Source organism: Myroides odoratimimus, assembly GCF_001485415.1.
GTDB classification, from domain to species: Bacteria; Bacteroidota; Bacteroidia; order Flavobacteriales; family Flavobacteriaceae; genus Flavobacterium; species Flavobacterium odoratimimum.
This window is the reverse complement of record NZ_BCMQ01000001.1, coordinates 218,492-232,170: the sequence shown is the minus strand read 5'-3', so window position 1 is coordinate 232,170 and position 13,679 is coordinate 218,492. Positions and strand designations below refer to the sequence as shown.

Genomic DNA, 13,679 nt, shown 5'->3' with positions numbered 1-13,679 from the left:
TAAAATCATGCAAATTTTTAATAAGCAGTCGTATACAACGGCTGGATTTTTTACACTTGGAATTCGCTTAGTAGTTGGATGGACTTATTTCTCTGCTTTTTGGCGTAGGTTAATATTAGAGAACAAATTAATAGAAGAAGAAGCAGGATATATTGGTGCGAAGTTTAATCATTTTTTGCCAAATGCTTTAGGTATAAAACCGCTTATAGAATATCTAGTGAGCAATCCTGATATGCTATGGTGGGCGATGGTTATCTTTACAATAGTAGAGGCTATTGTAGGATTGTTTATTATGTTAGGTCTATTCACTAGGCTGATGTCTGTAGGGGTATTCTTTTTGGCGATGGGAATCTTACTAGGTTCTGGCTGGATAGGGACTACATGTTTAGACGAATGGCAGATAGGAGTGCTAGGTGTAGCAACAGGATTTATGTTATTCTTGACAGGAGGTGGATATGGTTCTCTAGATTATTATTTTGCAAAGAAAGGCAAGGCATTTACGACTAAGAAGTGGTTTGGTTTCTTAGGCTCAGGAGAATTACCTATTAAGAATCTTAAGCCTGTGGTATTCATAGGATCTTTTGCGGTGTTATTATTGACATTATATACGAATCAAGTTTTCCACGGAGGAGTGTTTGGTACTCTACACAATAAGTCTGTTAAGCCTAAGCTAGAGTTGGCAGATGTGACTTGGAGAGAAGGACAGTTGAAGTTTGAAGTATATCGTGTAGAAGGTGCAGATGTATATGGATCATTCCTTATAGGTGTGCAATTAGAAACTAGGGATGGAGAGGTTATTCAGAAGTGGGATGGTGAAGCACTGTCAAAACTGAGTAAAGAACAAATCAGTAATCGCTATGTAGCTAAGATAGCTCCTGGTAAACACAGTTTGATTATTCCTTTAGGTGCAAAGGCTGATCTTACTTTTGAGCCTGGTGTAGCTCATCCTAAACAGAGTGTTGTTCTTCGACTGATAGATATCAGTGGGATTGAGTGGACAGCTGAAGTGAATTAATGAATATAGTGATAAGGTAGCTTCTATTCAGCTTTTGATGGTTTGAGGATATTTGATTGAGATTAATTGTCTTTAAATAGTAATAAGGTTGTGTTTATTTATGTAAATTGCTTAGTAAAAAAATACAATATGAGCCAAATAGATGATGTGTTAAGTTCAGTGTCCCATCGTCCTTGGGCATTGCCTGAAGGACCTTGGAAGTTCTATCAAGAGTGGAATAGAGCTATCTTTTTACATTTTGAAGTGCCTCTAGAGGTACTGAGACCCTTAGTGCCAGAAGACTTAGAACTGGATAGTCTAGATGGGAAGTACTATGTATCTATCGTGCCATTCACGATGGAGAATATTCGTCCACGTCGTTTACCTGCAGTGGGTGTGGTATCTGATTTTGATGAGATTAACGTGCGTACTTATGTTGTGATAGATGGAAAACCAGGAGTTTATTTTATCAATATAGAAGTAGGAAAAAGCCTATCTGCATTTGTATCTCGTACGATATCTGGGTTACCTTATGAAAAGTCAGATATAATTCGTGAGAAAAATGCTTATCTATCTTTAAACGAAAAGAAACGCTTCTTTCTAAAACTTGAATATCAAAAAGGGGAGAAAGTTAAGGATAAGTCTACATTAGATTTGTGGTTGACAGAGCGTTATTGTCTGTATGTATATGTACATGAGGAGCTGTTTCGATATCAGATACACCATAAAGAATGGCCTATTAGAACAATAAAATTTGATACAATGGAGTTTGATTATAGTATAGGCGATCTGCACTTGACAGAAGCTGATGTGATTGCACAACATTATTCTAAAGGTGTCGTGGTGGTATCATGGGATAAAGAAAAAATCAAACTCTAATAATGTATATAATGTCAAGATTACTTTTTTTGTGCTGTAGTTTTTTGTTTATCTCTTCTGTTGTGATGGGACAAAATACAAGAAACTTAGAACGTACCTTACAACCTAAATGGAAGATGCAGATATATGACAAGGAGTCTCCTGTTAAGGCAAAGACGCTATTGTATAACGATATTCCGAAGACCTTCGACTTTAGAGGAACTGTAATGGAATCTATTAGTTGGAAAGATAAAGAAGGAGAGAAAATATTGATTCTAACGACTACGGGGTATTTCCCTTATAGAGACTTGTCTCAGAAAGGGTTTGGTCAGTATTCTTCTGGAACGAAAGGTGAAATCTATATGTATATGTTCACGAATAAAGACGATGATAATGGCTATGTGATGACGATGAAGATGTATGATGTCGTACCCTGCGGTGAAGGAAGCCCTGCACCATATATAGGATATGTACCTATGGGGACAGTTGTTACTGATTTAGATAATGATGGAGTGACTGAAGTAATCGTGTCTTATGTGACGAGCTGTAATGATGGAGAGAAAGGAGAATATGATTTAAAAGTCATGTTGTTTAATGGTGAAGAGAATATTCTAGCCAAAGGAGCATTTATACCTAGCGAGGGCAAAGTAGATAAACCTGTGGTAGAAAAGGCAGATAAGACAAAGAAAGTATTCTCTAAGTCGGTAGAAGAAGGCTGGAAGAAAATAGCTAATAGTTTTAAATAATAAAAAACGCATAGATACCACTATGCGTTTTTTATTATTTATGTTTGTGTTATCATTCGCTATATTAGTAACTATGAAATACAGAATCGAAATACCAGAACCCTGTCATGAAGATTGGGATAAAATGGCTCCTCAAGATAAAGGGAGACACTGTGCTGTATGTGATAAGGTAGTCGTTGACTTCTCTAAAGCAAGTAAGCGAGATATCATCAATTATATTAAGAAAGAGGGAAAAATATGCGGACGTATTCCACGTCAGTATATAGGTACAGACTTAGAAGAAGAGAAAATCAGAAAGTCTTTTGGACTGAATGGTATGGTGGCTACAATGGTAAATTTGTTAGCACTAACAACTATAAGTACAGCTGTAGCTCAAGAGAAACCTAAGGTGGAATCTGTATGTCAAGATACTAAGACAAGTACTCCTTTACCAACGTTAGTTCAGAATGAAACTAAGAATGAGAATACAAGAGTGATTAAAGGAAAGGCTTATGAGTCAAACCTTGAATTACCTGGTACAGTTGTTATGATTAAAGGAACTAATATTGGTACTCAAACTAATATGGAAGGAGAGTATGAGTTAGTTATTCCTAAAAAATATAATACTAAAAGGCTTACTTTAGTAGCTTCATTTATTGGATTTGAAGATAATAAAATCAAAGTTGGTAGATCAACAAATAATATTGATTTTCATTTAGAAGCAAGTACTGACATTTTTATGGGTGAGGCAGTAGTAAAAGCGTATAAAAAAAGTAGAAACAAAAAGAAATATGAAGAGAAGTAAAGGGGGTATTAATAGTAGGATTATTAATGATATCTATAGGTACAAGTCTAGTAGCAATGCAAAACTTTGGGATAGGGCTATTTCTGCTTATATCAGCAGTAGTAGTATTGTTGTTTGCCTTAGTGATCGGAGCTAAAGAAAAGAGAGCTTCTAAGAACTAAGTTAGACGACTTTTTAGGGTGATAATTTTATTCTCTCTTCCCCAGTCGTAGGTCTTAGATGTATCTGATACATATTGAAATAACAGAAGTGCTTTGCTATTTAGGAGAGCACTTTTTTCGTTTAAAGAATCTTGAGTTTTGAGAGCTAGTAGTCTTAGGATGTCAGCCAGTGATTCTATATTTTCGATATCCATTCCCTCTATGGTTAATAAGTAAGTCAGAACTTCTTCATCTGTAAGCAGGATAAATTTGTCTAGATCTAGGTGTAAGTTCTCCTTAAGAGACGAGGTGAAGTCTTGTACTTGCTGTTCGGTCTCGAAGTCATCGATAGGAAGCGAATTAAAAACGGCTCTAAGTAATTGAGCCGTTTGTTGTATCATTCTAAGGACAAGGTCTCTTTTTTCCATTATTGAAGATTATCGAACAGGACGTAGCGTATTGCTAAATGTCACTTTAAAAGGAGTTTCCTTATTTGCGTTGTTTTTCATCACATAGATGAATTTAAACATTTTAGCATGGTCACTTTCTATCGTCAGTGAGCCTCCTGTATAACTGTCTTTTAATACTATATTTTGCGTGTTGTCTACACGGATAGACTTCGCTATACCAGAGCGTAGATCACTCATGGTCATGGCGTAGTAGTAGGTCTTGCTATTTCCTTTGATAGAGATATTTTCTCCTTTAAAGCCTTTAGTTAAGATGACTACAGAGTAGTTATCAGCAGAAGCATTCATTCCTCTAAGGTAGTTTGCTTTCGTTTTGTCAGTAACGGATCTAAAGTCATCTCTCACCTGAGCATAATCAGGTAGATCCATTACATCATCTTCTTCAGGAAGTCTATCTTCCTCTTTGATTTTTTCGATACGCTCATCTACTGTCAGTTCTTTAGGCGGTTTCGTGGCTACGTGAGAAGCAGATTTACACATAGAGAACAAGACAATTAAAGCTAAGAAAGGTAATTTTTTCATATTCTTAATTTAACAATGATAGTGGTGCGATCGTAAGTAAGTATCTTTGTTGGCGTAAAGATAATTTTTTACACTCAATAAAAAAACTCTAGAAGAGAGTCTTAAACGTTAAAATAGGTTTTTCAATGAATTATGATGTCATATTAGTCGGAGGTGGAGCAGCAGGTTTTTTTACTGCAATTAATCTTGCAGAACAAAATAAAGGACTAAAAATAGCGATTATCGAGAGAGGAAAAGAAGTGCTTTCTAAAGTAAGAATATCAGGAGGAGGAAGATGTAATGTGACTCATGCTTGTTTTGATCCGAAAGAATTAACGCAGTTCTACCCTCGTGGTGCAAAAGAGCTATTAGGGCCTTTTCATCAGTTTTGTTCAGGTGATACTATTGAGTGGTTTGATAGACATGGCGTGACATTAAAGATAGAAGAGGATGGTAGAATGTTCCCTGATACAGACTCTTCTCAGACTATTATAGACTGTTTTATGAAGGCAGTACAGAAGCTGAAGATAGAAGTCATCACGAGTAGTAGTGTACAGGGCATCTTTAAGAAAGAGAACAGTTGGAAGCTAGATACCACAACAGGTAACTACGAAGCGACTTATCTAATCATGACTACGGGGAGTAATCCTAAGATGTGGAATACAGTAGCCGAATTAGGACATAAGATAGTAGAGCCAGTACCTTCATTATTTACATTTAATATCAATGATAAACGCATCAAAGATTTGATGGGAGTAGCTACACCTGCTGAGGTAAGTGTTAAGGGGACTAAGTTAGAAGCATCAGGGCCTTTATTAATTACCCACTGGGGGATGAGTGGGCCTGGTATATTGCGTCTTTCTGCTTGGGGTGCTAGAATATTAGCAGACAAGAAATATCAGTTTCATATCACAGTAAATTGGATGCCACAGCACAGCTTCGAGTCTCTAAAAGAAGAATTGCAACGCATCCGTAAAGATCATGCAAAAAAGAATGTGATTAAGCGTATAGAATTAGATTTGCCTAATAGACTATGGGAACGCATGGTCGTGATATCAGGAATAGCAGAAGATACCAAATGGGCAGATGTGACTAATAAGCAGTTAGATATACTATGTGGGGAATTGACTCAAGGAGAATATCAAGTCAATGGTAAAAGCACGTTTAAAGACGAGTTTGTTACTGCTGGAGGGGTAGACCTAAAAGAGGTTAACTTTAAAACCATGGAAAGTAAATTGCACAATAATTTGTACTTTGCAGGGGAGATTTTAAATATAGATGCCATCACAGGAGGGTTTAATTTTCAGAATGCATGGACGAACGGATACCTTGCTGCATTAGCAATAACAACTAAAATAGAACATAAATAAGATGAGGTTTAGTTATTATAATTTGACGAGTAAGATATTGCTATTCGTATTTTGTTTACTTCCTTTTTTAGGGATGTCTATTTTCTTTCTACAAGTTGGCAATGGATTAGCCAAGTCTCTTAGTGCTGTTATGTTATTTCTATTCGTCGTTTTTGTCTATAAATGTTTTTTTATCAAAGTAAGTATAGACGTAGAAGGAGTGACGTATAAAAGCCTACTCAAAGAGAAGCAACTCAAGTGGAATGAGATAAACGATGTGCTGATCGTGGTGAGAGAGAGACGCTCTGTAGCTGATTATTATAAATTTGACGAATGGATGAATGCGGGTAAAGCAGGTAAGAGTTATTTCGTCTTATTTAGAACGACAGAGGGATTTCCTGAGAATCCAATGTTTATGTTTAGTGCCCCTACTAGTGAAGATTATATCAGCGTACAGTTTAGGCCTGCAATACAGAAGGCAATAGCACAATATCGAAAATAGAAACGATCGTTTTAAAGAAAAATAAAAAATATCAGAGAAGGCAGTAAAACCTCGGTTTTACTGCCTTTTTCGTTGGTTTATTTTTGATTTATCGCATACTGGTCGCATAGTTATGGGATAGTGCTCACATAATTAAGGCTGTTTTTAATGCGATCACTATGGGAGCAGTATCCTGTCAAGTTGTGATTAAGGCTAGGGAGGTGGTGTGGTTTTTATTTAGGGATGTGAAATTTAACTCCTAAGCATAATTGCTTAGGAGTTTTTTTATGGTGTTTGAATAGTGATAGAGAGTTGAGAGAATAATAGTTAACTTTATTACGCTGTACAAGTAATTTTAAATACAAAAACAGTTTACTTTCAACTAGGTGTACAATACTTCCGTTGATTAGTAAGGTTAAGAATCCTTTTTTGTAGGAGCAAAAATTGCAACTGATTGAATTCTTAGAAAGATAGATGTTTTCGGAGAAAGGAGGAGATATTAATCGACGTTGTATAGTAATAAAAGCTAGAAGAAATAATGAATAAAGAGAAGGAAGTAATAGTAAATAGGTATGGACAATCTATAATTGGGATAGAAGTCGTTACAGAGCTCTTTAATAAAGAAGATAGTAAGAGGCTTTTTTTAGAGAGCCTCGTTTTTTTAATACAACAATCTAAACCTTTAATTACAGATGTGGATGCTGTGATTAAAAATAGTGGGCTTAAAGAGACTTGTACTCCATGTGTGATGCTTCGCAAAGATGTAAAAGAGTATAGCCTCAGGAATATAATTAATTTGCCAGATTATGAATTAGTAAATGTTTTTATTCTTTTTCTAGAGTTGTTTAAAGTCGCTTACCAAAGACGTTTTTTATTAGAGAGAAATAATCCTAATAAATGGTGGTATTGGGATTTGAACAGTAAAGAGAATGTAGATAAAATATTTAGTGAGCATGACGATACTGTAGTGAAGTGAACTACTGATTAGTGATAATGTAATAATTATTCAACGAGAAGTAATGCTTAGCATTAGGCAAGAAAGATAAAAGGTTATGTATAATAAATTAATTATGAATGATATAAAGAAATATCTGAGTGAGTATGTTCGGTTTATTCATGATTTTGAAGAAACGCTTAGAGATAAATTAAGCCTTAAAGAAGAGGATATATATCAGGAGATTTATAAGATTAATATTAACTCAAATGGTACTAAAAATTATAAACATGGTAACATTGATGGATATGAATACCATTATCATGGAGCTGGATGTTTTATTCAAAAGGGAGATGTAAGATGTGACTTTGACTTCGTACACTATATTGATGATTTAACCTATAATTTTACGTCATTTGCGCTTAAAGATTTTATTGATAGTTATTATCATGTTGATATTGATGATGATAAACTGAATGAAAAACTAAAAGAATTAGTGAAAGAAGGATTTTTACTACCTGTTATATTTGGAGGTAGAGTATGGAATTCCTTTTTAATAAAGAGGTATAGCTAAAGATTGTTATTAGGGAAGTATATTATTTGTTAGTAAAATCAATTAATAAAGAAGTGAGATGTTTTTAGAAAGAGAGAGTTTTTAGTAGAAGTGGGTCTAAATAAGATGGTGTCTGGAAGATCTTTGGAACTAATGGGGTATTTAACTAGAATAGGTACTACCAATGAAATTTTAAAAAGCTTTATGATATGGTATTAAAAGAATTTGATGAAAAAGCTAGGAGTACTTTTGGAATATGTTCATTTGAAACTATTAAAGAGGTATTTAGAGTTGAAAGAATTAGTTTTAGAGAGGATAATGTTTTTGAGATTTTAGAGGTAATAATTGCTTTGATAGAAAAGAATTTTAAGAGTGGGTATTGTTATGTTCGAATTACTTTTTGGGATTTAGCTGAAAGTGATAGTTTTTCAAATAATTGTCTTTTAATAGAAATTAATGATGATAGTGCAGTAGGTCTGTATCATTTTAATCTTAAAGAAGAGGGATTGAAACAATTGCTTTTGAGCCATTTAAATTATGAATTGGGATTAGAGCCTTCAATTAATATTACTGCTTTCTTTATCAATTTTGAAGATAAGATTGTTGTAAATGTATTTGATGATCGTGGTCTTGATTACTTGGTAATTAATGATTAGATATTTTTTGATAATGTAAAAATTGCACGATATGATTTATATAGACATACTAAGACTGATGAAGTCTTGATAATAGCGAAGGAAGGAAAAGGAACACCTATCAATACATGATATATTTATTAAATAGTAAAAAATATGACAAACTTTAGATTGATATATTCGATTTTTGGGGATAATTGGAATCCTAGAGAATTAACCAAAGCAATTGGGATTATTCCTACTGCTTATTGGAAAAAGGGAGATAGAATAGATAAATATCATCCAAATGTAGTTCTTAGAAAAGAAACGAATTGGGAATATAGTTTTAGAAAGACTAATACTTTGTTATCAGAAGATGTTACTGAACAGTTTGTGGAATTATTTTCGTCTAAAGTTGATATAATAGTAAAATATATAAATGATAACAATTTAACATCAAAATTATTTATTATTCCTGAAATATTTCCAAATCAGGTACCTGGTATTTTTTTTGATAAAAGATTACTAAATCTACTAGTGAAATTGAATGCAGAGATAGATATTGATTTATATGTTATTAATGAATAGAGTTCTTGAGAATGAGGCGATCGTTAAAGTGTTAGTGGGGATAAAGAATGGATAAAGTGATAAGAGACTATATACAATAAATTAGTTATGAATGATATAAAGAAATATTTGAATGAATATGTTAGATTTATTCATGAATTTGAAAAAGTGATAAGAAGTAGTTTGAATTTGGTTGAAGAAGATATATATCAGGAGATTTATAAGATTAATATTAATTCAAATGGTACTAAAAATTATAAACATGGTAATATTGATGGGTACGAATACCATTATCATGGTGGAGGTTGTTTCATCCAGAAAGGGAATATAAAATGTGACTTTAATTTTATACGCTATATTGATGATTTAACTTATCAATTTACTTCAATAAAATTAAAGGATTTTATTGATAGTTATTATAATATTGATATTGATGATGATAAACTGAATGAAAAATTAAAAGAATTAGTGAAAGAAGGATTCTTATTACCTGTTATATTTGAAGGTAGGGTATGGGATTCCTTTTTAATAAAGAGGTATAGCTAAAGATTGTTAGAGTGAAGTGATATTAATTGATTATTGTTATTTGTTTAAATATAAACTCCTAAGCATAATTGTTTAGGAGTTTTTTATGGTCTTTGAATAATGTTATTCTGTTGAGTGAATAATGATTAATTTTATTAGATAAAGGAAGTCAGTTCTTAGTGCAGGCTGGTGTATTAGGAGATTTGATGAATGATGTAACCAGTAAATTTTGGAAGTGCTGATACATGCATTAGGATTAAGTAATTAAGAAGAATATGAATTTAATTAGAAATAATAAATTACTATATACTTTTGATGATGAAGTTGTAAGTAAGTTTGTTTATGCTATAGATGAAAAAAAAATAGAATTAAGCTTCGACGGTTTCTATGATTTAGAAAAAGATGAAGTGATAGATAGAAAATGTATTCTAATTATTGAAAGTTGGAGTAAGGCATTATCTAGATTATATCCTAATTCTAAATTTGATAACTTAGGAAGTAATTTTGGTATAATTAGTATGATTGTTGCTGTTAATGTGGAGCATGATGAAGTATATATGACTGTAAGTACAATTGATAATCGTCATTATGATTTGATATTTTTAAAGCCTTCAATGTATATATCGTTGATTTAGTGATTGACTTTATTTATTGGAGTATTTAAAATTAATTATATTTTATAAAATGTTATGTATTTTATATGAAGATAAAAATTAGAAAAACTCCTAAGCGATTATGCTTAGGAGTTTTTTTATGCTCTTTGAATAGTGATAGAGAGTAGAATAATAAATTAAAGTACTATAGTGTGATGACTCTATGTGATTGAGGAGTTGATATACTGTTTATATAGAGTAACTTCTTAAGTAAAAGATAGGGGAATAGTCTAAAGATGAGTATTCCAAATTCAGAATATGAGGTGATTACTGTTTGATAATAGTTTTTTCGGAAGATATAATCTTTATTTTTTATTTATTATTACTTGAGTGTTTATTGTAGGGTTTTATTATTTAAAAATAAAAGTTTAAAATAGTTAATTTAACAAAATTATTTATTTTTATTGTTTGTAATTTAATTAACTATTATATGATAGATAATGTAAAGTATGGGCTAAAAATCTCTGGTTATGGAGCGTTTAGTTTTTTAAAGATCGCTGTGTTTGGAGTATTTAGTGCGGTGTTGAGTTTGATTATAGGTATAGTCTTGCTATCTAATGGTAGTTATACAAACAAATTAGGAGAAGTCCGTTATAGTTCATTTAGAACTTTTATTATTGACTATCCTTATCTATCAGTGTTACTACTAATCACGTTGATTAGTATTTATTTTGTTTTTTCTTTTTCGACACAGTATGCTTTCAGAAAGGTGGCTAGACGTATCTTAGATGATAAAGCAGAGGTGCTATTAGACCCTATTATGGATAAAGTGATGGATAAGACGATGGGAAAAATAGGAGAGACAGAGAGACAGAATATGCTACAGAGAGGAGTTGATTACTCAATGTTAAAGTTGCAAACGATTAATACTGTTAAGGAAGAGACTACGAATAAATGGTTGAGGTATTTACTTGTGTTAGGATTTTCTAAGTTGAGGTTAGATGATATTCCATTTGGCGATCCGAAGTTTAATGTTCGTTCAGAGATAAAGAGTAGAGTGATCGAAGTGATTAAAGATTTTGCGACACCTGATAAGCAATTCTTTTGGATGATAGTCGCTTACCATTGGATAGTTATCTTGATTATTTCATTTTTAAGATAACGATATTTTTACGATGTTAGATAAGGTAAAGTATGCCGCTAAATTATCTTTTATAGGCGGGAGTAGTTTCTTTAAGGTATATGCGGTAGGATCATTAAGCGCAGTGTTTTCTTTTACTATAGGTCTTTTGTTATTTATGTATAGGCCTTATAACCAACCTGGTAATTTGGGTGGTTCGGCAGGTATAATGGCTATATTCGTGGTCTTTATGATTGCACCTATCCAGAGTGTCTTATTAACTGTTATAGCGATTAGTAATTACTTTGTTTTTTCTATGGCGAGTTCTCATGCTGTTAAAAGAGTAGCAAATAGATTATTGACTGACAAAGGTGAGAGTCTGCTGTTTCCATTAATAGATAGAGCATTAGATAAAGTTATTAGTGATACATCTGCGTCTGATAAACAAAACTGGATGCAAAAAGGGTTTGATTTCTCTTTAATACAAATGCAGATTATCAGTAATATTAAAAATCAGAGTGAGAATAAATGGGGTGAAGAAATTGTTGATTTATGGGTTTAAAAAGCTGAAGGTAGATGATATCCCTTTTAACGATCCGAAGTTAAATATCCGTGAGATTATAAAAGATCGAGTGATTCAGGCTATTCGTGAAATGGCAAACCCTAGCAAGAAGAAGTTTTGGTATACAATCTTGTTTCATTGGATAGCCGTTGTGGTCATTTTGATTATGAATTTGATTTATAGATAAAGGAAGTTAAGTATAAGTAAAGAGCTAATGATATAGGTGTAAATCATTAGCTCTTTTATCTTAGTGCTGTTCTAAAAAAAGAGAAGTTTCTTAAAGAATAGAGGGGCTATTAATAAAAGATGTTATTTTTGTTGTTTAGAAATCGATGAACAATGAATATAGAAGACTTTATTTTTAGCCAAGATATAGATGTTAATCAAGTAAAGGAGGGGACATTCTCATGGAGCTCTCCTAGTAATATCGCTTTAGTTAAGTATTGGGGTAAAAAGGAGAATCAGATTCCTGCTAACCCGTCTTTGAGTTTTACTTTAAACAATTGTAAGACAGAAACGACATTAAGCTATAGTGCGAAAGCGGATAAAGGGATCAGCTTTGATCTTTTGTTTGAAGGACAGCCTAAAGAAGAGTTTAAGCCGAAGATTCAGAAGTTTTTTGAGAGAATTCTAAAATACTGTCCTTATATCGAGTATTATCACTTCACGATAGATACTAAAAATACGTTCCCTCATAGCTCAGGGATAGCTTCTTCTGCGTCTGGTATGGCAGCGATGGCAGTGAATATTATGTCATTAGAAAGAAAGTTGAATGTGGATATGACAGAAGACTATTTTGACCAGAAAGCTTCTTTCTTAGCTCGTCTTGGTTCAGGTAGTGCATGTAGAAGTATAGCGGGTAGTGTAGTAGTATGGGGAGAACAACGCGATATACCTGGAAGTACAGATTTATATGGAGTGAATTTCCCTTTTGAGGTACACCCTATCTTTAAGGGGTATTGTGATACTATCTTGCTAGTGGATAAAGGAGAGAAGAAAGTGTCTAGCACAGTGGGACATGATCTGATGCACAATCACCCTTATGCAGCGCAACGCTTTGAACAAGCTCATGAGAACCTAGCTCGATTGAAAAAAATATTAATAGAAGGTAATTTAACGGAGTTTGTAGCGTTAGTAGAAAGCGAAGCATTGACTCTACACGCAATGATGATGACTTCTATGCCTTATTTTATCTTAATGAAGCCAAATACGCTTCAGATCATCGAGAAAATTTGGGCATTTAGAGAAAAAACATCAATCAATGTGTGCTTTACACTTGATGCTGGGGCAAATGTACACGTTCTATACCCAGAAGGGGACAAAGACTTTGTTCAGACATTTATAAGACAAGAATTGGCGCAGTTCTGTCAGAATGAACAGTATATAGATGATAAAGTTGGATTCGGTTCAGAAATAATTAAATAATTTTTTGTAACTTTATACTACGGTATGCTAATTGCATATACTAATATAAATATTGAAGATATGAGAAAGTTAATGACAATTTTTGGTTTAGCACTAGGTAGCTTACTATTTAGTCAAGCAACTTATGCACAAGAGTTAGCACCAGATCAAAACCCGAATTATAGAGTAAGTATGGTAAAGTATATGGCACAGAAAGATTCTCTGACTGCGACTTTAAGTACTACTGTACAGGATACTTATAAAGCGTACGATTGGTACGAGGCTAAGATGGAGCGCAAAGCTCAGAAAAAGCAATGGAGACATGAAGAACGCATGGCTCGTGCTAAATATGGTAGAAGTTACTATAGCTATGACAATGGGTATTATGGTAACTATAATAGATATTACTCTGGATGGAATAACTGGAATACATGGAGACCTAATATTGGTTTTAGAACTGGTAACTGGTGGTTCTCTATTTAAGAAT

General features: G+C 33.1%; 20 protein-coding genes. 18 read left to right on the top strand and 2 right to left on the bottom strand.

Features of this window, described 5'->3' with window-relative positions:
* The first annotated feature begins 7 nt into the window (after window positions 1–7).
* From MODO_RS01005 to MODO_RS19665, 5 genes are all read left to right on the top strand, one after another.
* Window positions 8–1,015 (top strand): TQO small subunit DoxD, encoded by a 1,008-nt coding sequence (locus tag MODO_RS01005; protein ID WP_006257517.1) that lies wholly within the window; start codon window positions 8–10, stop codon window positions 1,013–1,015.
* Window positions 1,016–1,144: 129 nt separating this feature from the next.
* A complete protein-coding gene (locus MODO_RS01000) occupies window positions 1,145–1,873 on the top strand; it encodes a YqjF family protein (protein WP_006257516.1) in 729 nt (242 codons plus the stop codon).
* Window positions 1,874–1,884: 11 nt separating this feature from the next.
* Complete coding sequence (locus tag MODO_RS00995; RefSeq protein ID WP_006257515.1) at window positions 1,885–2,598, top strand: M949_RS01915 family surface polysaccharide biosynthesis protein; 714 nt, start codon at window positions 1,885–1,887, stop codon at window positions 2,596–2,598.
* Between the two features lie 73 nt (window positions 2,599–2,671).
* Window positions 2,672–3,382, top strand: a complete 711-nt coding sequence (locus MODO_RS00990) for a carboxypeptidase-like regulatory domain-containing protein (RefSeq protein ID WP_225602620.1) — start codon at window positions 2,672–2,674, stop codon at window positions 3,380–3,382.
* Window positions 3,383–3,408: 26 nt separating this feature from the next.
* Entirely contained in the window at window positions 3,409–3,543 is a 135-nt protein-coding gene (locus MODO_RS19665; RefSeq protein ID WP_006257513.1) for a hypothetical protein, read from the top strand.
* Here the strand turns inward: MODO_RS19665 and MODO_RS00985 are convergent.
* Both MODO_RS00985 and MODO_RS00980 read right to left on the bottom strand, forming a co-directional pair.
* Complete coding sequence (locus tag MODO_RS00985) at window positions 3,540–3,950, bottom strand: hypothetical protein (protein WP_006257512.1); 411 nt, start codon at window positions 3,948–3,950, stop codon at window positions 3,540–3,542. The genes MODO_RS19665 and MODO_RS00985 overlap by 4 nt on opposite strands.
* Before the next feature lie 9 nt (window positions 3,951–3,959).
* Entirely contained in the window at window positions 3,960–4,511 is a 552-nt protein-coding gene (locus MODO_RS00980; protein WP_006257511.1) for a hypothetical protein, read from the bottom strand.
* A 125-nt stretch (window positions 4,512–4,636) separates the two neighbouring features.
* Between MODO_RS00980 and MODO_RS00975 the strand changes: the two genes are divergently transcribed.
* The 13 genes from MODO_RS00975 to MODO_RS00920 all read left to right on the top strand — a co-directional run bounded on the left by MODO_RS00975 (window position 4,637) and on the right by MODO_RS00920 (window position 13,675).
* The gene (locus MODO_RS00975; protein WP_006257510.1) at window positions 4,637–5,860 is read left to right on the top strand and encodes a BaiN/RdsA family NAD(P)/FAD-dependent oxidoreductase; all 1,224 of its coding nucleotides are present in this window, start codon (window positions 4,637–4,639) and stop codon (window positions 5,858–5,860) included.
* 1 nt (window position 5,861) lies between these two features.
* Window positions 5,862–6,341 carry a hypothetical protein gene (locus MODO_RS00970; RefSeq protein ID WP_006257509.1) on the top strand — a complete coding sequence of 160 codons (480 nt, stop codon included), beginning with the start codon at window positions 5,862–5,864 and terminating at the stop codon, window positions 6,339–6,341.
* Window positions 6,342–6,858: 517 nt separating this feature from the next.
* Window positions 6,859–7,296 carry a DUF5958 family protein gene (locus MODO_RS00965; RefSeq protein ID WP_006257508.1) on the top strand — a complete coding sequence of 146 codons (438 nt, stop codon included), beginning with the start codon at window positions 6,859–6,861 and terminating at the stop codon, window positions 7,294–7,296.
* A gap of 76 nt (window positions 7,297–7,372) precedes the next feature.
* A complete protein-coding gene (locus MODO_RS00960; RefSeq protein ID WP_006257507.1) occupies window positions 7,373–7,828 on the top strand; it encodes a DUF6896 domain-containing protein in 456 nt (151 codons plus the stop codon).
* A gap of 188 nt (window positions 7,829–8,016) precedes the next feature.
* Complete coding sequence (locus tag MODO_RS00955; protein ID WP_006257506.1) at window positions 8,017–8,463, top strand: DUF3885 domain-containing protein; 447 nt, start codon at window positions 8,017–8,019, stop codon at window positions 8,461–8,463.
* Window positions 8,464–8,598: 135 nt separating this feature from the next.
* Window positions 8,599–9,009: a DUF4279 domain-containing protein gene (locus MODO_RS00950; protein ID WP_006257505.1), complete on the top strand. Its 411-nt coding sequence runs from the start codon at window positions 8,599–8,601 to the stop codon at window positions 9,007–9,009.
* Window positions 9,010–9,096: 87 nt separating this feature from the next.
* Window positions 9,097–9,534 carry a DUF6896 domain-containing protein gene (locus MODO_RS00945; RefSeq protein ID WP_006257504.1) on the top strand — a complete coding sequence of 146 codons (438 nt, stop codon included), beginning with the start codon at window positions 9,097–9,099 and terminating at the stop codon, window positions 9,532–9,534.
* Between the two features lie 254 nt (window positions 9,535–9,788).
* On the top strand, window positions 9,789–10,148 hold the full coding sequence (locus MODO_RS00940) for a hypothetical protein (protein ID WP_006257503.1): 360 nt from the start codon (window positions 9,789–9,791) through the stop codon (window positions 10,146–10,148).
* Between the two features lie 448 nt (window positions 10,149–10,596).
* Complete coding sequence (locus MODO_RS00935) at window positions 10,597–11,268, top strand: hypothetical protein (protein WP_006257502.1); 672 nt, start codon at window positions 10,597–10,599, stop codon at window positions 11,266–11,268.
* Between the two features lie 13 nt (window positions 11,269–11,281).
* Window positions 11,282–11,788 (top strand): hypothetical protein, encoded by a 507-nt coding sequence (locus MODO_RS00930; RefSeq protein ID WP_006257501.1) that lies wholly within the window; start codon window positions 11,282–11,284, stop codon window positions 11,786–11,788.
* Window positions 11,760–11,975, top strand: coding sequence for a hypothetical protein (locus MODO_RS18925; RefSeq protein WP_225581571.1), 216 nt, complete (start codon window positions 11,760–11,762; stop codon window positions 11,973–11,975). The genes MODO_RS00930 and MODO_RS18925 overlap by 29 nt, the downstream gene beginning before the upstream one ends.
* Window positions 11,976–12,127: 152 nt before the next feature.
* Window positions 12,128–13,213 carry a diphosphomevalonate decarboxylase gene (locus tag MODO_RS00925; RefSeq protein ID WP_006257499.1) on the top strand — a complete coding sequence of 362 codons (1,086 nt, stop codon included), beginning with the start codon at window positions 12,128–12,130 and terminating at the stop codon, window positions 13,211–13,213.
* Window positions 13,214–13,273: 60 nt separating this feature from the next.
* Window positions 13,274–13,675 (top strand): hypothetical protein, encoded by a 402-nt coding sequence (locus MODO_RS00920; RefSeq protein ID WP_225581570.1) that lies wholly within the window; start codon window positions 13,274–13,276, stop codon window positions 13,673–13,675.
* The last annotated feature ends 4 nt before the right edge of the window (window positions 13,676–13,679 follow it).